The organism is Coprococcus intestinalis (assembly GCF_023656595.1).
GTDB lineage: Bacteria > Bacillota > Clostridia > Lachnospirales > Lachnospiraceae > Coprococcus_A > Coprococcus_A intestinihominis.
In genome coordinates this window covers 177,957-199,119 of sequence record NZ_JAMOKJ010000001.1, presented here as the reverse complement: position 1 = coordinate 199,119, position 21,163 = coordinate 177,957, and the positions used below count along the sequence as shown (strand labels likewise).

Below are 21,163 nucleotides of genomic sequence, written 5' to 3'. Positions count from 1 at the left end.
ATATGCTTTCAGTTGAACAGCTTTATGTGAATTACGGAGAAAAAGAAATACTGCATGATGTCGATCTTCAGGTTGCTCAGGAAGAAATTGTGATGATTGTGGGAGAGAGCGGCAGTGGGAAAAGTACTCTGGTGCGCAGTATCATGGGCCTTTTGGGTGAAGAAGGGCGTATTACTAAAGGAAATATTGTCTTTCAGGGGGTCAATTTGTGTCAACTGAACAAAAAACAATACCGGGAGCTGAGAGGCTCCCGTATTGCTATGGTTTTTCAGCAGCCGGAGAGTTCTTTTGATCCCACTCAGACCATTCATCGTCAGTTTTACGAGGCTATGAATGTACATAGGAAAGTCAATGTGCAGGAGGCAGAGCAGACAGCAAAAAGCCTACTTGGAATGCTTGGATTCAGGGAGCCGGAAACCATTCTTTCAAAATATCCTTTTGAATTAAGCGGCGGCATGGCGCAGCGGGTGGCTATTGCGTTGGCTGTTGTTAATGAACCGGCGTTTTTGCTGGCTGATGAGCCTACGAGTGCCTTAGATGTGGTTGTACAGAAGCAAACATTGGATATGATATTGGATATGCGTCAAAAATTGCATATGACAATGCTGATGGTGACGCATAATATGGGAGTTGTCGCATATATGGCGGATAAAGTCGGCGTGATGCATCATGGCCACCTGGTAGAATGGGGCAAAAAGACAGAATTGTTGAAAAATCCACAGCATCCATATACCAGAGAATTGATTCGTGCGATTCCGACCATGAATGGCATTCTTCCGCAATATCAGGAAACACCGCAGATGAAAGGTTGGAAGAACAAAGTCTGGTATTCTGAGACACACTGGGCATTGATGGTGTAAAGGGCATAGGAGATATGAAAATAGCAGAAATTAGAAATCTCAGTTATAGTTATAGAGAAAATTGTGGACAGAAAAAGGCTGTATCGAATATTTCTTTTGATATTGATGAAGGGGAGTGCCTTGGCCTGATTGGAGAGAGCGGCAGTGGTAAAAGTACAATTGGCTCATTGATAGGAAATTTTCTGACAGGGTATGACGGAAGTATCCATTTGATGTCTAATGAAAAAGAATTGGCAGACATGTCAAAAAAGGAACGGCATGATTTGTATAGGGATATACAGGTGGTATTTCAGAATCCCTGGCAGTCTTTCCCGCCTAATATGTGTGTAGGAGAAGGTATTGCAGAAGGTATTCGATATTACAGTCGAGGATTAGCTTCAGATCAGAAAAAGTTAAAAGAGAAGGTGTTGGAGACCATGCATCTTGTGGGACTATCCGCATCTTACTATCAAAAGAAATGCAGAGAGCTGAGTGGTGGAGAGTGCCAGAGGGCAGCTATTGGGCGTGCGATTATTCGATCACCGAGGCTACTTATTTGCGATGAAGTGACAAGTGCATTGGATGTGTCGATTCAGGCACAAATTATGCAGCTTTTATTTTCACTGAAAAAAGAGATGGGGATGGCAATGCTTTTTATTTCCCATGATCTTGCACTGGTAGGCGGTATCTGTGATCGGGTCTGTGTCCTGCATGATGGACAGTTAGTGGAAGAATTGCCGGGAGGCAGGAAAATGTATGAGAAAGCAGAACATCCATATACAAGATTGCTGATGAAGTCAGTGCTGGATATTATATAGAAAATTTGTAACTGTTCAGAGCCAGGCAAAATTTCAAAAAGCAGGTATAAAATGCGTAGCATTTTGGAGGTTGGCTCTGAACAGTTACAAAAACTTTAAGAACATCGCTTACATTGATATCGGTACATGAAAGTGTATTGATTGCATGTACGGTGTTCTTTTTTTACGAATTCATTTGTTGTCAGAACAGTATATGGACGGTATAATGGGACTATATGCAGAGGAATTTTGGGCATAGCTTGATAATTGTGTTAGTTTGATTCATAGGTAATTGCAGAATATAAAGCATTTTTGATGGCTTTAAAAGACTGAGAAGGTGCCATTACCGTGAAACGAAAGGATGGATTTTCGTGAATTTCTGTTATGATGTTTTGAATTATAAGTACCCATCCAGGCGGGAGGTAGTCTACGGGCGAAAGGGCATGGTATGTACATCTCAGTCGCTGGCGGCTCAGGCCGGACTGGATATTATCAAGGCCGGAGGTAATGCGGTGGATGCGGCGTTGGCCACGGCAGCCTGCATGATCGTGCTGGAGCCTACATCCAATGGCTTCGGCAGTGATGCTTTTGCACAGGTCTGGATGGACGGGAAGCTTTATGGACTTAATGCCAGCGGTTTTTCGCCGGCTTTGCTGACGAGAGAGGCGTTGATGGATAAAGGCTATGAACAGATGCCGAAGTTCGGCTGGGAACCTGTGACAGTCCCGGGAGCTGTTTCCGGATGGAAGAAACTGCATGACCGGTTCGGAACATTATCCTGGGAGAAGATCTTTGAACCGGCGATTCGCTATGCGGAGGAGGGCTATGTGGTGACGCCGGTGATCTCCAAAATGTGGCGTCAGGCATGGGATGATTATGAAGAAAGCCTTTCACCTGAATTGTTTGAGGAATGGAGGAAAGTCTTTGCCCCGGATGGTCATACACCCCGGGCCGGAGAGATCTGGTCATCCAAAGCCCATGCGGAGACATTCAGGGAATTGGCGGCAACGGATTGCGAGAGCCTGTACAGAGGCCGCCTGGCGGATGAAATAGACAGCTATTCAAGGACAACCGGCGGTTATTTGAGAAAAGGGGATCTGGTAGCCTATGAGGCCGAATGGGTACAGCCAGTGAGCACTTCCTACAGAGGTTATGATGTGTGGGAAATACCGCCGAACGGTCACGGCATTGTTGCACTGATGGCTTTGAATATCATGGAATGTATGCAGTTTGCGGCCGGCCATGACAGTGAAGAAGTGGTTCACAGGCAGTTGGAGGCCATGAAACTGGCCTATTCGGATGGGCAGCAGTATATTGCAGATCCCCGAAGTATGAAAGTAACGACGGAGCAAATGCTGTCGAAAGTCTATGCTGCTTACCGTGCGGCCAATATTGGTCAGCGTGCAGCAAAACCGCAGTACGGGAATCCTGCCAGCGGCGGTACGATTTATCTGTGCACAGCGGACGGCGCAGGCAATATGGTCAGTTTTATTCAGTCTAATTACTGCAATTTCGGTTCAGGGATTGTAGTGCCGAAAACAGGCATTGCACTTCAGAATAGAGGATTCAATTTTTATATGGACCCGGAAAGTGCCAATTGTGTCGGTCCGCATAAGAAAACCTATCATACCATTATCCCGGGATTTCTGACCAGAAATGGCAAAGCCATCGGCCCTTTTGGTGTCATGGGCGGTTTTATGCAGCCTCAGGGGCATGTACAGGTGATGATGAATCTCATAGATTTTCATATGAATCCCCAGGAGGCACTGGATGCCCCGAGATGGCAGTGGACAGGTGATATGAATATTGAGATTGAACAGGGCTTTCCGATGGATATGGCAGGTCGATTAAAAGCCAGAGGACATCATGTGACGGTGGCCACAGACAGCATGGATTTTGGCCGGGGACAGTTGATCTTCAGAGATGAGAATGGCATACTGACCGGGGCAACAGAACCAAGAGCCGGCGGCGCTGTAGCAGCCTGGTAGAAGCTGACAGTTGGTTAAGGTAAGAGATAATAAGAGGTGGAAGAAAGCATAAAAATGACGGACTGGAAAAAGTATTTTAACAGCACCATTCTTTCAAGGGGAAGACAGTATTACCATGAGGGAAGAGTCAAGGGGCTGACACATCGTGATCACGAATGGTTTGCGGCTGTTAAAGGCAGCAGGAGCTACAATGTCATCGCTCGGATGGGAGAAGACGGAGATATTGAAGACATGGAGTGTTCCTGCCTTTATGCATATAACGGCCAGAATTGCAAACATATGGCGGCGCTTTTGTATGCGGTGGAAGCAGATCAAAAGGAAAATGATGTTCAGACAGAATTAGAGCTGGCACAGCAGAGAATGGATAGGGAAGATAAAGTCATTTTCAAAAAGTTGGCAGCCCAGACGGAATATAATTATTTTGATCTGAATATGGCTGCTCAAAAACTGGAATTGTCAAGGAGTATATGGGAGAAGGCCAAAAGACTGGCAGAGCAAAAGCAGATTGTCCTTGATGATATTCAAACGGGGTATTTGGGCTGGTACGGTGATTCGAAGCTTATTCTGCATGCAGAGGGCAGATATCTTACAAAAGGAAATGATGGTTATGCGGTTCAGGTCCTTTGCTCTAAGGACCGTGTTGAACAGGCACTGTGTTATGTCAGAGGATGCAGAGGATCTTATACGGCTCCCGGAGAGGGATATAGAGCGTATAGTTATGGCAATGTTTGTGTCCATGAGGCAGCGCTTATGTATCTCATGGAAGATTATCTGATCGCACACAGACCGGGGGATGCGACAGATTTGCGAGGAAAGCAGATTCTGGGGGTTTATCAGCAAAGATATGTCAAAAACAGTTCAAATACGTCCGTTTCTGACAAGCAAACGCTTTATCTGGAACCAAGGTTTGAGTGTCTGTCAGGTGGTCTGGCGGTATCTTTCAAGGTTGGCACAGGGAAAATGTATGTGATCAAAGATCTGACGGAGTTTGTCGGGCAGATGGAGCGCGGAGATACAGTAGCTTTCGGTAAAACAACAAGGATCAGTTTTGCCGGCTGCCGGTTGGAAGAGACTTCTGAGAAGTATTATGCTTTTATTAAAAGACAGATTAAAGAGCAGCAGCAGAGAATGCGCCGCAATCGGACACGCAGTTACTATTCGATGGAAGAAGAAATTAAAGGGAATATCGATTTGTCTGGAACCGATCTTGACCAGATTTATAGTTTGATCAGGGACAGAAAGCCAGAATGTTCCAAATGGACGTCACAAGGCAGAAAGAAAGTTTATCTTGAATGTGCAGATGGCGTGCCGAACATGACAATGACAGTGAGCCGGCTGGCGGATGCAGGAAATCAATTTGACGGCATTCATGTTTCATGCAAAATAAACGAAGTCATGGAGGGAACAGAGGCTGTTTATTTCCTTGAAGATCATCGTGAAAAAATAGTGCTGTGCAGAACAGAGCGGGAAGCTATAGAAGGTCTACTGCCTCTATATAATATGTCGAATGACAGCGGGAAAATTCAATTTAATATCGGCAGAAAGCATCTTGCGGATTTTTACTATCGGTTTCTGCCTGAATTTAAGAAGTATGGCAGCGTAAAAGGTGCTGAAAGCAGGGATATCCTGCAGTATCTGCCGCCGGAAGCAAAGTTTGCCTTTTATCTGGATGCGGAAGAAGAAAATCTGACCTGCGAGATTAAGGCTGTTTATGGTGAGAACACTGTAGATGTGACATGTCGTGGGGGTTCGGCAGAGGATTTTCGTGATCTTTTTAAGGAACATGAGATTATAGATCAGGTGATGCAGTATTTCCCTGAAGTAGATGAGAGCGGATCGGTCTTTCATTGCGGACGGGAAGAAGCACTGATTTATCAGGTTCTGGATCAGGGAATTGAAGCATTGATGACTTTGGGGGAAGTCAACAGTACAGATCGTTTTAAACGACTCAGTATTCGACGGATGCCGAAGGTATCTGTGGGTGTTTCCATGGAAAGCGGATTGATGGATTTGTCTATTACGCTGGATGACATGACCAATGAAGAGCTTTTGGAGGTTTTGAATAGCTATCGCAGAAAGAAAAAATATTTTCGTCTGAAAAACGGTGATTTTGTTAATATTGAAGAGGATAGTGTGGAAATCCTCGGACAGATGATGGATGCATTGCATTTGTCACCAAAGGAATTTGTGCAGGGAAAGATGCAGCTGCCGGTTTACCGGGCGCTGTATCTGGACAAAATGCTGGAGCAAAGCAGCGGTATTTATCTGAAAAGAGACAGTCATTTCAGAAAGCTGGTCAAAGATTTCAAGACGGTGACGGATTCAGATTATGAAGTACCGGAAACGCTTCAGGATACGATGCGCCAATATCAGACAGAGGGGTATAAGTGGCTGCGTACGGTTGAAAGTGGCGGTTTTGGCGGCATTCTGGCAGATGATATGGGTCTCGGCAAGACACTTCAGATGATTGCGGTATTTCTGGTATGGAAACGGGAGGGACAAAAAGGCACCTCTCTGGTTGTATGTCCGGCTTCTCTTGTTTATAACTGGAAAGAAGAACTGGCACGTTTTGCACCTGCGTTAAATGCCGAGACGCTGACTGGAACACAGAAAGAGCGAAAAGAGAAAATCAGCCGTTATCAGGAGTGGGATGTTCTGATCACTTCTTATGATCTGCTGAAACGGGATATCCATGAATATGAAGGGTGTCAGTTCCGGGGGCAGGTACTGGATGAGGCACAGTACATTAAAAATCATACAACGGCTGCGGCAAAAGCGGTGAAGTTGATCCATAGTCAGGTTCGGTATGCGCTGACCGGTACGCCGATTGAGAACCGTTTAAGTGAACTGTGGAGTATTTTTGATTATCTGATGCCGGGATTCCTGTATACATATGAAGATTTCAAAAAGAATGTTGAAATGCCGATCGTCAAAAATCAGGACAAGCATGTTTCGGACAATCTCAGAAGGATGACAGCGCCCTTTATTATGCGGCGTCTGAAGAAAGATGTGCTGAAAGATCTGCCGGACAAACTGGAAAAAGTATGTTATGCGGCTTTTGATACAAAACAGCAGAAGTTATATGACGGACAGGTTGTTCATATGCAGGCTATGCTGGAGGAACAGGCGGATGCGGAATTTGTTCAGAATAAACTGAAGATTCTTGCTGAGCTGACGAGACTCAGACAGGTGTGCTGTGATCCGTCACTGCTTTATGAGGCGTATGACGGCGGTTCAGCCAAACGTGAAGCTTGTATGGAACTGATTAGCCAGGCTATTGAAGGCGGCCATCGTATGCTGATTTTTTCACAGTTTACATCGATGCTGGAATTGCTGGAACAGGATTTGAAAGCGGCCCATATTGAATGGTATAAGATCACCGGCGAGACAGCCAAGGAGAAACGAATTGAGCTGGTACGTGATTTTAATGAGGGAACCGTGCCTGTATTTTTGATTTCACTGAAGGCAGGCGGAACCGGACTGAATCTGACCGGGGCGGATGTGGTCATTCATTATGATCCATGGTGGAATCTGGCGGTGCAGAATCAGGCAACAGACAGGGCACACCGAATTGGGCAGAAGAATATTGTTACTGTGTATAAATTAATTGCCAAAAATTCTATTGAGGAGAAAATCCTTGAAATGCAGGAAGCGAAGAAGCAGCTGGCAGATGAGATCCTCAGCGGTGAGATGGGCGGTCTGTCTGCGTTGACAAAGGATGAATTGATGGCACTATTGAAAATATAAAAAACTTAAAAAAAACTGTTGACAAATCTTTCACTATAAGGTATTATTAATAGCGTCGCTGGTGCAAACGAGCGACGGTAAGCCCAGATAGCTCAGTCGGTAGAGCAGAGGACTGAAAATCCTCGTGTCACTGGTTCGATTCCGGTTCTGGGCACGCAGGTGTAGTTCAATGGTAGAACATCAGCCTTCCAAGCTGAATACGTGGGTTCGATTCCCATCACCTGCTTTGAAAATGAATATTTTATTTATTATGCGCGAGTGGCTCAGTTGGTGGAGCACGACCTTGCCAAGGTCGGGGTCGCGGGTTCGAGTCCCGTCTCGCGCTCTTCTTATATACAAAAGGTATCCTAAAAGGATACCTTTTGTATATAAACGAGTCCTGCCGGACTCGAACGGTTCGTATCTTCGTTCCACTTCGGTCGGTGCTAACGGAAGTCCAATGGACTTCCAGCACCCCGTCTCGCGCAATGAAGGACTCCGCCGGACTCGAACGGTTCGTATCTTCGTTCCACTTCGGTCGGTGCTAACGGAAGTCCAATGGACTTCCAGCACCCCGTCTCGCGCAATGAAGGACTCCGCCGGACTCGAACGTTCGAGGTCTCCGCTCTGCTCCGGTCGGTGCTAACGGAAGTCCAATGGACTTCCAGCACCCCGTCTCGCGCAATGAAGGACTCCGCCGGACTCGAACGGTTCGTATCTTCGTTCCACTTCGGTCGGTGCAGGATTGTGTTTTTTTAGTTTTATAAGAGATGAGGGAGTAGCAGGCGCGTTTTTCAGCGTAACAAGTCAACATACTGGCCATTGGCCTGGCTTGTTTTAAATAGCGAGACTCATGTATAACTGACAGGCTATACGTGCGTCTTGTGTGAATACAGAATAAATGACAGGTATAGTCGATGGACTATACTTTTTTTATGTCGTCATAGGATTAATTAAGAGAAAAATTGGGAGGTTAGTATGAGCTGGAGTTTGGCTTTTGTGGTCAATAGTATTTTGCTGGGTGTAGGACTTGCGATGGATGCTTTTTCTGTGTCCATGGCGAATGGTTTGAATGAGCCGAATATGAAGAAGAGAAAGATGCTGGGGATTGCTGGGACTTTCGGTGTATTTCAGGCGTTGATGCCGATGGTCGGGTGGATATGTGTCCATATGATCGTAGAATACTTTTCAGCATTTGAAAAATTTATTCCGTGGATCGCACTTATCTTGTTGGGATATATCGGCGGACATATGATCTATGAGAGTGTCTGTCCCAGGGACAGTGAGGAGGAGGAAACCGGCGTGGGCTTCTGGGCATTGATGGTCCAGGGGGTAGCCACATCCATTGACGCACTGTCCGTAGGATTTACGATTGCTGAATATGACTGGCTGATGGCTCTGGTCTGTTCCCTGATCATTGCAGCTGTCACATTTCTTATTTGTATTGGAGGGCTGTTCATTGGCCGTAAATTCGGAATAAAGCTGGCAGGCAAAGCGCAGATATTGGGCGGTGTGATTTTGATCGGTATAGGTCTGGAAATTTTCATCAGCAATGTATTTTGAAATTGCTTGAAAAGACAATTGGTGTTTTTTTCAGAACTGGTAGAAATGCGTTTTGCTTTTCTTGACAAAAACATATTCGTATGTTATCATGATAGCACGTTAGTAGAGTAAAGAAAATGAATCGTGAAAACGTAAGATGGAGGCATTTATGAAAAAGGGTTTAGCTTTATGCATGGCTGCAGTATTAGCCATGGGATGTTTGTTAACAGGCTGTGGAAGCAGTGATACAGGCGCGAAGTCAACAACAGAAAGTGCTGCGGCAAGCACGGAGGCAGTGGGAACGGAAACTGCCGGAACCGAGGCTGCCGGTACTGAGACGGCCGGTAATGGCAAGACATTTACCGTTGGCTTTGATGCCAGCTTCCCGCCATATGGTTATCAGGAGAATGGCGAGTATGTCGGCTTTGACCTGGACCTGGCGCAGGAAGTCTGTGACAGAAATGGTTGGGAACTTGTGAAGACACCAATCGACTGGGATGCCAAGAATATCGAATTAAATGGAGGTTCCATTGACTGTATCTGGAACGGCTTTACGATGAATGGCCGTGAAGATGATTATACATGGACACCGGCTTATATCAACAATACACAGGTATTTGCAGTGAACAAGAACAGCGGCATCAAAAAGGCAGTTGATCTTGCAGGCAAGAATGTCCTTGTTCAGGCGGATTCTTCAGCACTGGCAGCACTTCAGGATGAAGAAAACACAGATATCAAGGCTTTGGCAGATTCTTTCGGCAGCCTGACACAGGTACCGGATTATGAGAGCGCGCTGATGGAGCTTGAAGCAGGTTCCGCAGATGCCGTTGCCATGGATGAAGGTGTTGCACTGACGAAGCAGGCCCAGAATGACAATATTGTGATCCTTGATGATGTGATTTCACAGGAACAGTATGGCATTGCTTTTAAGAAAGGCAATGATGAATTGAGAGATCAGGTATGGTCTACATTACTTGAAATGGAGAAAGACGGCACTGTAGATAAGATTGCAGCGAAGTATCCATCCATCAATACAGCCAATATCTGTATTAGTGACAATGAATAAGAATTGAATAGAGCATCTTGGCTGCTACAAAATTCATCAATTGATTTTGTGGCAGTTCTTTTGCTCTTATAAAGGAGGAAATGAGAATGACGGTCATGCAGATTGTCCAACAGTTATTTGGCAGTATGGGTATCACGATGGAAATCTTTTTTGTTACACTGATTACATCGCTGATTCTCGGTCTTGGTCTGGCCCTGATTCGTATGTCAAAGAATCCGATATTGTCAGTGATTGCCAAATTTTATATTTCTGTCATGCGTGGTACACCATTGATGCTGCAGTTGCTTGTTGTATATTTTGGCCCTTTTTTTATTTTCGGGATGCAGATCACGCCATCTTACCGCCTGAAAGCTGTCCTGATCGGCTTTGCTTTAAATTATGCCGCTTATTTTGCAGAGATTTACAGATCCGGCATTGCAGCGATTCCGGTTGGTCAGTATGAGGCGGCCAGAATGCTGGGATACAGCAAAACACAGACATTTGCCTATATTGTGATGCCTCAGGTCATCAAGCGGATTATTCCGCCGGTAGCCAATGAAACCATTACCCTGGTCAAGGATACATCTCTGGCTTTTACATTGGCGGTAGCAGAAGTATTTACCGTGACGAAACAGCTGGTGGCTTCCCAGTCATCCGTTGTTCCGTTTATTGTGGCGGGTATTTTTTATTACATTTTCAATCTGATTGTGGCGGTATTTTTTGATTATCTTGAAAAGAAAATGGATTATTACAGATAGGAGGAGAGCCCATGCGTTTACTGGAAATGAACCATATTAAGAAAAGCTTTGATGGGCAGGAAGTCCTGAAAGATATATCTATTCATGTGGATGAAGGTGAAGTTTTGAGTATTATCGGGCCCTCCGGTTCCGGTAAGTCTACCATGCTGCGGTGCGCGACGATGCTTGAGACCATTGATGACGGAGAGATTATTTATCTTGGGGATAAGGCGGCTTTCAGCAAGGACGGACATGCAGTGTATGCCAAGGCGGCGGATTTGAAGAAGATCCATAGTTACTATGGACTTGTTTTCCAGAATTTCAATCTGTTTCCGCATTATTCCGTCATAAAAAACATTACGGATGCCCCATTGAGAGTGCAGAAAAGAAATAAATCCGAAGTTTATGCAGAGGCAAGAGAACTTTTGAAGAAAATGGGCCTTGAGGACAAGGAGAATTCCTATCCTTATCAGCTGTCCGGCGGTCAGCAGCAGAGAGTATCTATTGCAAGAGCACTGGCAATGAAACCGAAGATTTTGTTCTTCGATGAACCGACATCTGCGCTGGATCCGGAGCTGACAGGTGAGATCCTGAAGATTATTAAGAATCTGGCAGCAGAAAAGATGACAATGGTCATTGTTACCCATGAGATGAATTTCGCCAAAAATGTGTCGGATTATGTGGTTTTCATGGACAAGGGTGTGATCGTTGAGGAAGGCAAACCGGAAGATGTGTTTAATTCAGAAAATCCTCGAATGAAGGAATTCCTTGGCAAATTTGAATCATAAATCAAAAATAGCGAAAAAAAGGTTTTTTTTCGGCGTATTCAGTGGTATGATAGTCAATGCTGATCAAGTTGTGTGCGTGTCCGGCTTGAAATAACAGTTACAGAAAGGATTTGTAAGACGATGTTATTTTGCAGTATAGAATTCATATTTCTGTTTATGCCGATTTTTTTGTTGATTTATTATACTGTTCCGGAAAAATATGGCAACCTGATACTGTTTTTGGGAAGCCTGTTTTTTTATGCCTATGGTGAACATCGGTTTTTCTGGCTGATTCTTGTTTCGCTGGTGATCCATTACGCATTGACCAGGTATTCCCAGGGAAAAAGCCGGAAATGTCAGAGGATTTGTCTGGTGGTCATGCTTGTGTATGGCTTTGGCATGCTGTTTATATTTAAATATATGGATTTTTTTGTAGCCAACTGGAATCATCTGGCCGTCTGGCTGGCGGACAGGGGAAGCAGTGTGAAGCTGCCCCATGTGAATGCACCGGAGGTATCGCTGCCTTTAGGCATCAGTTTCTATACTTTCCAGATTGCAGCTTATGCCATTGATGTTTACAGAGGTCAAGTGAAGCCGGAGGAACGTTTTGTTGATCTGGGCGCTTTTCTGAGTATGTTTCCTCAGTTGATCGCCGGTCCGATTGTATTGTATCATGATGTGTCAGCGCAGCTGAAAAAGCGTGTTTTGAGCTGGCACCATATGGAAAATGGTATTAAGACCTTTATCATTGGTCTGAGCCTGAAGATGCTGTTGGCGAATACCTTTGGGACTTTGTGGAATCAGGTTCAGACGGCAGGTGTCAGTGCAGCGTCTGTTCCAATGGTCTGGCTGGGAGCACTGGGATATACCTTTCAGATTTATTTTGACTTCCAGGGCTATTCTATGATGGCTATGGGGCTTGGAGAAATGCTGGGATTTCGAATTCCCAGAAACTTTCGGCATCCGTATATGGCGACTTCTGTTACAGATTTCTGGCGTCGCTGGCATATGACTCTCAGCGGATGGTTTAAGAATTATGTCTATATTCCTCTCGGCGGCAGCCGTCACGGCAAAGTCAGAATGTTGTTCAATATGTTTGTGGTCTGGTCTTTGACTGGGTTATGGCATGGCGCTGGATGGAACTTTATTCTGTGGGGCATGTATTATTTTTCCCTGTTGATGATAGAAAAGCTGTTTTTGCTGAGATTTTTTGAGAAATATCCTGTTGTCGGATGGTGTTTCACATTTCCGGCAGTGGTGACCGGATGGGTAATTTTTGCATCGGATAATCTGAGTGCAGTCAAAACCTATCTGATGCAGATGTTCGGACATTTGAGTGATGCCGGTTACTGGACAATGAATCTGGATCTGTTTGAGCAGACTGTACGGCAGTATGGTATTTATCTGGTGTTGGCCTTTATCTTTTCGACGGCGTGGCCTTATGGGAAATACCGTGAGAATAAGAACAGGCCGCTGACAATTTTGATTCTCCTTGTCCTGTTTGGTCTGTGTGTCTATAAGATGCAGACAGCAGCCAGCAATCCGTTTTTATATTTCAGATTTTAGGAGGTGCAGAGGATGCGTGGATGGATCGATTGGGCCAGAAAGTACCCGATGACGATGCTTTTGATCATCTGTTGCCTTATTGGCGGCCCTTACTTTGGCGGGCAGCGTGCGATCGAGGCCTATAAGAATTATACAGGGAAGGCAACGGCGGCGGATGTCCTTGGTACATGGACCCAGAAGGCAGCAGAGCATCCGACACTGCTGAAAGCGGATGCCCAGGGAACGAAGGAACAGCAGGCCGCCAAAAAAGGCGGACCGTTTACGGATGTGGATCAGAGTTATCTGGATGATGCGGTGTTTATCGGTGATTCCAGAACGGATACATTGAAAATGTATGCGGGATGGGAGAATACGACGTACTATGTTAAGACTGGAACTAACATCTGGGATATCATGGATGTGGTGCCGGATGATGAAGACAGGACCATTGATGAGGAACTTCAGAATAAACAGTTCGGCAAAGTTTATATCATGTTGGGAGTGAATGAACTGGGAACCGGTACAGCGGAAACCTATTACCAGCAGTTCAAAAAGGTTGTGGCGCGTATCAGGGAACTTCAGCCGAATGCGTTGATCTTCGTGGAGTCTATTATTCATGTATCCGCCGAGAAGGATGCAGAGGGTACAGTGATCAACAATACAGAAATCAACGCCCGCAATAAGTGGCTTAAAAAACTGGCGGACAACAAGACGATTTTTTATCTGGATTATAATGAAGTTCTGGATGATGAGAACGGTGCATTAAAAGCCGATTCCACCTTTGATGGTGTTCATTTGCAGGCGGATAAGATTGAGCCGTGGAAGCAATTTATCCTGAGCCACGGCGTGAAATAGGGCGGCCGCTGAATAATGAAATGATTGCGGTCATAAGTATTAATATTGCTCTTTTGGAATCCCATTTTTAGTTTTGAACCGCAATCGATTTATTATTTAATGCGGCCGCTTTCCCTATGGCAATCTTATATAAAATCTGCTAAAATAAAGTATATGGAAAATCATTTTCATGAGATGACTTGATTTATGGATATTCAGAAAATAGCAAAACGCTTGTTATTCTTGGATAAACATCTAAATTAACAGTTCGCAGCAGGTGGTTCAACATCGCCGGTCCTTAGGCGCTGTTTTTTAGCGCCTTAGTACCGTTGCAGATGTTGTGCAGCGGAAGCGTACCTGCGGGGAACTGTTAATTTAGATGTTTTCGAAGAACAAGGAAGCATTTTGCACCATCTGAATTTACAGAAAGGGGGATTTTTATGGGATTAAAGACGGTTGTTTTGAATTCAGAGAGGATGAATTACGATGGCAAGCTGGATCTGTCCGTTTTGTCATCTGAGGTCAAGGAATATGCTTCTACAGAGCAGGATCAGATTCTTGAACGTGTGCAGGGGATGGATGTTGTTGTGACGAAGGAGATGCCCGTTGACGGCGATACAATTGCCCGTTTTCCGGATTCTGTTCAGTTGATCTGTGAGGCCGGAACAGGATACAACAATATCGATATTGAAGCTGCAAGGGCCAGAGGTATTACGGTATGCAATATTCCGGCTTACAGCACAGAACGTGTGGCCCATACAGCGATTATGATGATTCTGAATCTCAGTTCCTCCATGCAGATCCAGCAGGCAATGCTGGCAAGGGGAGACCGAAGCAATTTTACGAAATGTATGCAGGTCAGCCATGTGGAAGTCAATGGCAAGGTTCTGGGTGTTGTGGGAGCCGGAACTATTGGACGTGAAGTGATCAAGGTGGCACAGGCCCTTGGCATGAAAGTACTTGCTTATACAAGGACACCGAGAGCCGATGAGGATAATCTTAAGTACGTCTCCTTGGAAGAATTGCTGAAACAGAGTGATTATATCAGTCTGCATTGTCCGCTGACACCGCAGACAAGACATATGATCAACAAAGAGACCATTGCCATGATGAAACCGACAGCTTACATTATTAATACCGGACGCGGTGCCCTTATTGATGAACCGGCGCTGATCGAAGCGCTGAAAGAGGGGAGAATTGCCGGTGCAGGTCTGGATGTACAGGAGACAGAGCCGCCGGTACAGGATAATCCGCTTTATGATATGCCGAATGTTATTCTGACGCCGCATATGGGCTGGAAGGGCCTTGAGACGCGTCAGAGACTGGTGTCTATCCTGGCTGCCAATATTCAGGCGTTTGACGAGGGCAGACCTCAGAATGTGGTCAGCTAAGCTTCATTTTGGCTTACATTTAGCTAAAGAGCAGATTCTTTAAATGAAAAGGTTTGATTTCCTGCATATTTGTGATAGAATAGCTTATGTTCGATTTGAGTAGGATGGGTATTATAGTAGAATTGCAGAGGTGCAGGAAAGATGATGAATTATATTATTGTATTTTTAATTTCAATGGTGCCGCTGATTGAACTCCGCGGCTCCATTCTTTATGCCACCGGAATAGGACTTCCGTTTTTGCCGGCCTATATCACAGCCATTATCGGCAATATGCTGCCGGTCCCTTTTATCTTTCTGTTTGCGAGAAAGATACTGGTCTGGGGAGCTGATAAGCCGGTCATCGGCAGATTTTTCAGTTTTTGCCTTGAGAAAGGCGAGAAGGGCGGCAAGAAGCTTCAGGCGAAGGCAGGCAGAGGTTTGTTTGTGGCGCTTTTATTATTCGTGGGCATTCCGCTTCCGGGAACAGGTGCCTGGACGGGAACTCTGGCAGCCAGTCTTCTGGATATGGATTTCAAGTCCAGTGTGGTGGCTGTTATGTGCGGTGTACTCCTGGCAGGTATTATCATGGGAGCTGCAAGTGCGGGACTTTTTGGCGCGCTTGGCGCATTGATTGGCTAGAAACCTACAAGGAAGCCTTTGAAATATGCTGGGGTCGGATAAGACGCATGACTGCCGGGCAGACATGTATTTTATGCCGGAGAGGCCTGATTTAGAATGAGAGAGAGGAAAGAGCTAATGATAAACATGTTGTTTAATGGTGTGCCGGCGAATATAATGGCACTGGCCGGTCTGGTATTTGCTTTTATAATGACCTGTCTGCTCCTTGTCAAGTGCAATGATAGACTGCCGAAGGATCAGGGAAGAGAGTTCGCTGTGAACGGTGCCCTGTCTGCGGGAAAGCCGAGAGGTGCAGGATTTATATTTATCCTTGTATTTATCGTATCAGTTGTTTTATTCTGCGAGCTGAATACAGAGATTATTATTTACCTTGTATTACTGGCAGCCGCCATGATGACAGGATTTCTGGACGATTGTTCCAGAGCCCCTTGGGGAGAACTCAAGAAAGGGCTTCTGGATTTCGCCATTGCGGTCATGGTTGCCATTACATTTTTGAACTTTAACAGCAACGTTGTAGAGTTTGCAATCTTCGGCGGCAGTATCACGATCCCTCCGGTGATCTTCGGTATTCTGACCGTTGTTCTTGTATGGGTATCCATCAATGTGACAAACTGCAGTGATGGTGTGGATGGTCTGTCCGGTACGCTGACGATCATCACATTGATCAGTTTGTATATGGTGGATCAGATCAAGGGAATGGATCCGGTCTTCTCCCATACGATTTTGCTGTTTGTCATCTGTATTCTGGCTTATCTCTGGTTTAATGCAACACCGAGTAAGCTGATGATGGGCGATGCAGGTTCAAGAGCCATGGGCTTTTTCATCAGTATTGCAGCCCTGAAGACGGGAAGCCCATTTATTTATATCCCTGTAGCGATTGTACTGATTCTGGACGGCGGTCTCGGTCTTCTGAAGGTATCGTTGCTTCGCTTCCTGAAGATCAGGATTCTTGTGAATACAAGAACACCGCTGCATGATCATGTCCGTAAGGTGATGGGATGGTCCAACACACAGGCTGTGTTCAGATTTGCCATCATTCAGATCATGATTTCAGCAGCAGTTGTTTATCTGATCATGTAATAGAATAGCGTTTATTATATAAAAGGCCAGTTCCGTTGAATGACGGGACTGGTCTTTTAGACTATCTGTATTTAATGTTTAATTTTGCATTTTGCGCAGGCACTTGGGGATAATGCACATCCGCCAAGGGCCGTTTCGCGCAGTTCAGCAGGCAGTTTTTTTCCGACGGTATACATGATATCCATCATTTCATCCAGCGGGATCAGCTGGTGAATACCTGCAAGGGAAATTTCAGCGGCCACAATGGCGTTGGATGCACCGGATGCATTTCGGTTCTGGCATGGATATTCTACCAGGCCACCCACCGGGTCGCAGACAAGACCCAACATGTTCATAAGCACTGTTGAGGCGGCATCTGTACATTGTTCCGGTGTTCCGCCCATCAACTCGACAACAGCGGCAGCGGCCATTGCGGCAGCAACGCCGATTTCGGCCTGACATCCGCCGACGGCACCGGCAACGGTTGCATTGAGCATGGCAAGATAGCCAATGGCAGAACAGGTGAAGAGTGCGTCGATGATCTGGTCATCGGTGAAATCATATTCTTCCTGAAGTGCCAGAAGGACACCTGGAATAACACCGGATGAGCCGGCTGTCGGTGCGGCAACGATGAGCCCCATGGAAGCATTGACTTCCAGCACACCCATAGAGTAGGCAATCGCTTTGGAAAGCAGATTGCCGGCAATATTTTTCCCGGAGGACTGCAAGTCAGACAGTTTTCTGCTTTCACCGCCAATCAGACCGCCCATGGACTGGGAAGGCTGGTTGATGGCTTCTTTGGTGGCATCCTTCATGATTTGAAGGGAGACAGCCATTCTGGATCTGATTTCATCCAGAGGCTTTTCTGTCATCTCACATTCACGATCCATCATGATCTGAGAGATGGGTTTGTCATATTCTTTGCAGAGAGATAATAACTCTGCAGCTTTTTTAAAATCCATGTTGTGTTCCTCCCGGATTATGGTTCGATAATCATAACGTCGTGTACATAATGATTGTCAGAGATCATTTCCTTAATACCCTTCGGAAGGTCTCCGTCGACTTCAACAAGGGTGTAGGCCGTCTGACCTTTGGATTCGCGGAACAGACGCATGAAGGCAATGTTGACTCCGAAATGGCTGAGAACGGCAGTGATATGCGCAACAAGACCTAACTGATCCTGGTGTACCACAATAACGGAACTGTATTCACCGGTGAATTCAACTTCAACATTGTTGATCCTGGAAATACGTACTTTGCCGCCGCCAAGGGATTCACCACGGATAAGCATGGTTGTTCCGGCTTCATTTTCCATCAGGATATCCACAGAGTTTGGGTGAATATCGGTGACGGTGTCATTCGGTATAAAATGATATTCAATGCCGCGTTCGGATGCGATTCGGAAAGAATCCCGGATACGTTTGTCATCTGTATGGAAACCAAGTAACCCGCCTAAAAGCGCACGGTCTGTACCGTGGCCGGAATAGGTATGGGCAAAGGAACCATACAGCGTAAATGTTGCTTTTATAATAGGGCCGTTGATCATCTTCTGGGCGAGATAAGCAATCACGGCTGCGCCCGCTGTATGTGAGCTTGAAGGGCCGATCATATTAGGGCCTAATACATCAAATGCGCTGAGTTGTGCCATAGTTATCTCCAATCTGCTGTAAATAATAGGATGTTGTGTTAGACTTCTTCGTCAAATGTTTTGCCTGAGTAAGTCATATCTACAAAAGTACCACAAATGTAGAGTGGAAGTAAAGGGATAAAATATTATTTTTGTCGTTGAGCTCTGATTTTGTACAGGATAACATACAATGTTAAATGAATCAAATTTATGGATTCGATAAAAATAATATCTGTCACTTCTCTAATTCGATACACGGTTATAATGTGGAAATTATGCGACAACCCATATGTAGCATAGTGTAGTTGAAAAATGTAATATATTACCATAGGACTTGAATTATATTCGATTATAAAACATGCATTAAAGTCATATAATAATTGTATTATATTTCAAAAGGCGGAGAGCATGTGAAATTGACGATTGGCAAAAGAGTAAAAGAACTGAGAGTGAAGAATAAAATGACGCAGGAGCAGTTGGCGGAAGCTGTAGATGCCTGTGTTGGATATATAAGCAAGATTGAGAATAACAGAGTGAATAATATCAGCCTGTCATTGGCATGTGAGTTGGCATCTGTACTGAATGTGTCATTGGGATATCTGGTTGGTGAATCCACAGAGAATGAAATGATGGATGAAGAGATGCTGAGAAAATACGGTGCGTGTACGGCAGATGAGAAGAGAAAGCTGTTAAAGATTGTAGATATTTTAAGGGATGAGGATTAGTTCCGGAATACGTGCTTTTGGCTGAATAAAACGAGAAGTCTGATAGTAGGCAATACAGATTTGGAGAACCGGATGCAACCGATACTGAAAAGAAAAGCGGCAGTTCCTGAAATACAAAGTGTAGATCAGGCTGTCGCTTTTTGTGCGTTCTGAATCAAATGATGTTGGGGTCAAAAGGTCAAAAATCCTCTTGCAAGCAAGCTTGCATTGGCTTTCTGACCTTTTGACCATGGTATCATCATATTAAATAGACAATTTCATATCGCCGCTTTTGATCCAGTTTTTCTTGCGCATGGCTTCTGAGAAGACCAGGGTAAGAAGACCGGGAAGAATAAAATGAAACAGAAAAATCTTGATCAGGACGAGAACCGGACTTTCAACGGCCGTCATTGTCTGCCATGTCATAATCTGTCCTACCAGGCCGGATGTACCCATACCGCTTCCGGTGGCATTATTGGTCATGCCAACAAAACGGCTGATGGCAATTGGCCCCAGAATAGCTGATGAGAGAATTTCAGGGATCCAGATCTGGGGATGGCGGATGATATTCGGTACCTGAAGCATGGAAGTGCCGATACCCTGTGCAAGCAGGCCGCCAACGCCGTTTTCACGGAAGCTGGCAACAGCGAAGCCGATCATCTGGCAGCAGCATCCGATGGTGGCAGCACCGGCAGCAGGACCTGAGAGTCCGAGGATGATGCCAAGGGCAGCAGAACTGATGGGAAGGGTGAGTACCATACCCATGATGACAGACACGACAATGCCCATGATCAGAGGTTGCTGAACCGTGCCCCAATTGATGATATCACCAAGGCGTGTCATGATCGTTGACACAGGCGGACCGACGATAATGCCCACTGCACCGCCCGCGATAATGGTGACAGCAGGGGTGATCAATAAGTCCAGTTTGGTTTTGCCGGCAGGGAGAGAACCAACAGCAATGCCTGCAAGAGCAGCAATGAAAGCTGACAGAGGATCGCCGGGACCGCTGTAGACCAGGGCACCATCAGAAAGAATGGAACCGGAGATAATCGCAGTTGCATAAGCGCCGATCATACCTGCGGCAGCGGCAGATAATGTGACATAAGTCGAGGATTTATACTTGTAGGCGACACCGATACCGATGCCGGCGCCGGTGAGACGCTGGGCCATAACGGCAAAAACACCCAGATAATAGCCGAAATCGCCGCCGATCAGATCAGCGGCCTGTTTGAGGATTGTGCCGATAATCAGGGTGGAAAACAGGCCGAGGGCCATGCCGCTCAGACCGTCAATAAAAATCAAATTTAAAAACTTCTTAATTGTTGACATAGAAAAACTCCCTGTATACACATGTGTCTTGTCATGTTTTGCCAAATAAAAAGGTTGACCTTATGCGCGAACAAGGTAACCTTTTTCACGAAGTGCACATTCGATATTGTCCAACATGGCTTCGGATCGGGCTTCAACTGTGTGATAATGGGTGCCGCTTGCGATGATATTCAGCGGTTTGGCATTGAAATGCTTCAAACGGTCACAGAATTCTGCCACATCCCGACGGTTCTCCAGAATGAGATTGGCTGTGATTTGCCCGTAAATCTCATGTTCAATGATGACATCAAGCACCTTGCCGCCGTTGTCAACAATGGTATTCAATTCATCTGCAATGGCATCATCGCTGTGGTTGACACAGTAAATCCGGTGACAGGCTTCCGTCTGCTGACTGTACAGAACATATCCCTTCGTTGTGGCGAGAATATCCTTATTCACTGCACGCAGCAGCGCAATATCCTGAACAATAACCTGACGGCTGACACCAAGTGAACGGGCCAGGGCACTTCCCGAGATAGGAGCTGTGCTGTCCCTCAGCATCTGCAGAAGCTGTTCGCGCCTTGCTTCACCTTCCTGCATGTAAATCCTCCTTCCTGTATATGTACTGCCCGG

General features: G+C 45.6%; 18 protein-coding genes and 3 tRNA genes. 17 read left to right on the top strand and 4 right to left on the bottom strand.

The window, feature by feature from the left end:
* The first annotated feature begins 2 nt into the window (after positions 1 to 2).
* The 16 genes from NBH03_RS00880 to NBH03_RS00805 all read left to right on the top strand — a co-directional run bounded on the left by NBH03_RS00880 (position 3) and on the right by NBH03_RS00805 (position 16,909).
* Complete coding sequence (locus NBH03_RS00880) at positions 3 to 860, top strand: ABC transporter ATP-binding protein (protein ID WP_250795861.1); 858 nt, start codon at positions 3 to 5, stop codon at positions 858 to 860.
* Positions 861 to 874: 14 nt separating this feature from the next.
* A complete protein-coding gene (locus NBH03_RS00875; protein WP_250795856.1) occupies positions 875 to 1,657 on the top strand; it encodes an ABC transporter ATP-binding protein in 783 nt (260 codons plus the stop codon).
* Between the two features lie 350 nt (positions 1,658 to 2,007).
* Positions 2,008 to 3,624 carry a gamma-glutamyltransferase family protein gene (locus NBH03_RS00870; protein WP_331476014.1) on the top strand — a complete coding sequence of 539 codons (1,617 nt, stop codon included), beginning with the start codon at positions 2,008 to 2,010 and terminating at the stop codon, positions 3,622 to 3,624.
* A gap of 36 nt (positions 3,625 to 3,660) precedes the next feature.
* On the top strand, positions 3,661 to 7,371 hold the full coding sequence (locus NBH03_RS00865) for an SNF2-related protein (protein WP_250795855.1): 3,711 nt from the start codon (positions 3,661 to 3,663) through the stop codon (positions 7,369 to 7,371).
* An 81-nt stretch (positions 7,372 to 7,452) separates the two neighbouring features.
* A tRNA-Phe gene (locus tag NBH03_RS00860) sits at positions 7,453 to 7,525 on the top strand.
* Position 7,526: 1 nt separating this feature from the next.
* Positions 7,527 to 7,597 (top strand) — tRNA-Gly (locus NBH03_RS00855).
* 26 nt (positions 7,598 to 7,623) lie between these two features.
* Positions 7,624 to 7,696, top strand: a tRNA-Gly gene (locus NBH03_RS00850).
* Between the two features lie 632 nt (positions 7,697 to 8,328).
* Complete coding sequence (locus NBH03_RS00845; RefSeq protein WP_250795848.1) at positions 8,329 to 8,913, top strand: manganese efflux pump MntP; 585 nt, start codon at positions 8,329 to 8,331, stop codon at positions 8,911 to 8,913.
* A gap of 148 nt (positions 8,914 to 9,061) precedes the next feature.
* Positions 9,062 to 9,958 (top strand): transporter substrate-binding domain-containing protein, encoded by an 897-nt coding sequence (locus NBH03_RS00840; RefSeq protein ID WP_250795842.1) that lies wholly within the window; start codon positions 9,062 to 9,064, stop codon positions 9,956 to 9,958.
* Between the two features lie 86 nt (positions 9,959 to 10,044).
* Entirely contained in the window at positions 10,045 to 10,695 is a 651-nt protein-coding gene (locus NBH03_RS00835) for an amino acid ABC transporter permease (protein ID WP_015513502.1), read from the top strand.
* A gap of 11 nt (positions 10,696 to 10,706) precedes the next feature.
* On the top strand, positions 10,707 to 11,462 hold the full coding sequence (locus tag NBH03_RS00830) for an amino acid ABC transporter ATP-binding protein (RefSeq protein WP_250795836.1): 756 nt from the start codon (positions 10,707 to 10,709) through the stop codon (positions 11,460 to 11,462).
* 120 nt (positions 11,463 to 11,582) lie between these two features.
* On the top strand, positions 11,583 to 13,007 hold the full coding sequence (locus tag NBH03_RS00825; RefSeq protein ID WP_250795829.1) for an MBOAT family O-acyltransferase: 1,425 nt from the start codon (positions 11,583 to 11,585) through the stop codon (positions 13,005 to 13,007).
* 12 nt (positions 13,008 to 13,019) lie between these two features.
* Positions 13,020 to 13,841, top strand: a complete 822-nt coding sequence (locus NBH03_RS00820) for a GDSL-type esterase/lipase family protein (RefSeq protein ID WP_227082482.1) — start codon at positions 13,020 to 13,022, stop codon at positions 13,839 to 13,841.
* 419 nt (positions 13,842 to 14,260) lie between these two features.
* Entirely contained in the window at positions 14,261 to 15,211 is a 951-nt protein-coding gene (locus NBH03_RS00815; protein ID WP_215689613.1) for a D-2-hydroxyacid dehydrogenase, read from the top strand.
* A 141-nt stretch (positions 15,212 to 15,352) separates the two neighbouring features.
* A complete protein-coding gene (locus tag NBH03_RS00810; protein ID WP_215689614.1) occupies positions 15,353 to 15,829 on the top strand; it encodes a COG2426 family protein in 477 nt (158 codons plus the stop codon).
* Between the two features lie 117 nt (positions 15,830 to 15,946).
* Entirely contained in the window at positions 15,947 to 16,909 is a 963-nt protein-coding gene (locus tag NBH03_RS00805) for an MraY family glycosyltransferase (protein ID WP_250795822.1), read from the top strand.
* 71 nt (positions 16,910 to 16,980) lie between these two features.
* On the opposite strand, the gene sdaAA is transcribed toward NBH03_RS00805, so the two are convergent.
* Both sdaAA and sdaAB read right to left on the bottom strand, forming a co-directional pair.
* Positions 16,981 to 17,850, bottom strand: a complete 870-nt coding sequence (gene sdaAA / locus NBH03_RS00800) for an L-serine ammonia-lyase, iron-sulfur-dependent, subunit alpha (RefSeq protein ID WP_250795818.1) — start codon at positions 17,848 to 17,850, stop codon at positions 16,981 to 16,983.
* A 17-nt stretch (positions 17,851 to 17,867) separates the two neighbouring features.
* Positions 17,868 to 18,536, bottom strand: a complete 669-nt coding sequence (gene sdaAB / locus NBH03_RS00795; protein WP_015513511.1) for an L-serine ammonia-lyase, iron-sulfur-dependent subunit beta — start codon at positions 18,534 to 18,536, stop codon at positions 17,868 to 17,870.
* A gap of 389 nt (positions 18,537 to 18,925) precedes the next feature.
* Here sdaAB and NBH03_RS00790 point away from each other — a divergent pair, with 389 nt between their 5' ends.
* Complete coding sequence (locus NBH03_RS00790; RefSeq protein ID WP_117526655.1) at positions 18,926 to 19,240, top strand: helix-turn-helix domain-containing protein; 315 nt, start codon at positions 18,926 to 18,928, stop codon at positions 19,238 to 19,240.
* A gap of 243 nt (positions 19,241 to 19,483) precedes the next feature.
* Here NBH03_RS00790 and NBH03_RS00785 read toward each other — a convergent pair whose 3' ends face one another.
* Positions 19,484 to 20,551 carry a PTS sugar transporter subunit IIC gene (locus NBH03_RS00785; RefSeq protein ID WP_117541313.1) on the bottom strand — a complete coding sequence of 356 codons (1,068 nt, stop codon included), beginning with the start codon at positions 20,549 to 20,551 and terminating at the stop codon, positions 19,484 to 19,486.
* A gap of 60 nt (positions 20,552 to 20,611) precedes the next feature.
* Entirely contained in the window at positions 20,612 to 21,130 is a 519-nt protein-coding gene (locus NBH03_RS00780) for a transcription repressor NadR (protein WP_250795808.1), read from the bottom strand.
* Positions 21,131 to 21,163 lie beyond the last annotated feature (33 nt).

Excerpts from the sequence above, each read along its gene's own strand:
- NBH03_RS00880 (WP_250795861.1), top strand. The coding sequence starts at position 3 with ATGCTTTCAGTTGAACAGCTTTATGTGAATTACGGAGAAAAAGAAATA.
- NBH03_RS00875 (WP_250795856.1), top strand. The coding sequence starts at position 875 with ATGAAAATAGCAGAAATTAGAAATCTCAGTTATAGTTATAGAGAAAAT.
- NBH03_RS00845 (WP_250795848.1), top strand. The coding sequence starts at position 8,329 with ATGAGCTGGAGTTTGGCTTTTGTGGTCAATAGTATTTTGCTGGGTGTA.
- NBH03_RS00840 (WP_250795842.1), top strand. The coding sequence starts at position 9,062 with ATGAAAAAGGGTTTAGCTTTATGCATGGCTGCAGTATTAGCCATGGGA.
- NBH03_RS00835 (WP_015513502.1), top strand. The coding sequence starts at position 10,045 with ATGACGGTCATGCAGATTGTCCAACAGTTATTTGGCAGTATGGGTATC.
- NBH03_RS00830 (WP_250795836.1), top strand. The coding sequence starts at position 10,707 with ATGCGTTTACTGGAAATGAACCATATTAAGAAAAGCTTTGATGGGCAG.
- NBH03_RS00825 (WP_250795829.1), top strand. The coding sequence starts at position 11,583 with ATGTTATTTTGCAGTATAGAATTCATATTTCTGTTTATGCCGATTTTT.
- NBH03_RS00820 (WP_227082482.1), top strand. The coding sequence starts at position 13,020 with ATGCGTGGATGGATCGATTGGGCCAGAAAGTACCCGATGACGATGCTT.
- NBH03_RS00815 (WP_215689613.1), top strand. The coding sequence starts at position 14,261 with ATGGGATTAAAGACGGTTGTTTTGAATTCAGAGAGGATGAATTACGAT.
- NBH03_RS00810 (WP_215689614.1), top strand. The coding sequence starts at position 15,353 with ATGATGAATTATATTATTGTATTTTTAATTTCAATGGTGCCGCTGATT.
- NBH03_RS00805 (WP_250795822.1), top strand. The coding sequence starts at position 15,947 with ATGATAAACATGTTGTTTAATGGTGTGCCGGCGAATATAATGGCACTG.
- sdaAA (WP_250795818.1), bottom strand. The coding sequence starts at position 17,850 with ATGGATTTTAAAAAAGCTGCAGAGTTATTATCTCTCTGCAAAGAATAT.
- sdaAB (WP_015513511.1), bottom strand. The coding sequence starts at position 18,536 with ATGGCACAACTCAGCGCATTTGATGTATTAGGCCCTAATATGATCGGC.
- NBH03_RS00785 (WP_117541313.1), bottom strand. The coding sequence starts at position 20,551 with ATGTCAACAATTAAGAAGTTTTTAAATTTGATTTTTATTGACGGTCTG.
- NBH03_RS00780 (WP_250795808.1), bottom strand. The coding sequence starts at position 21,130 with ATGCAGGAAGGTGAAGCAAGGCGCGAACAGCTTCTGCAGATGCTGAGG.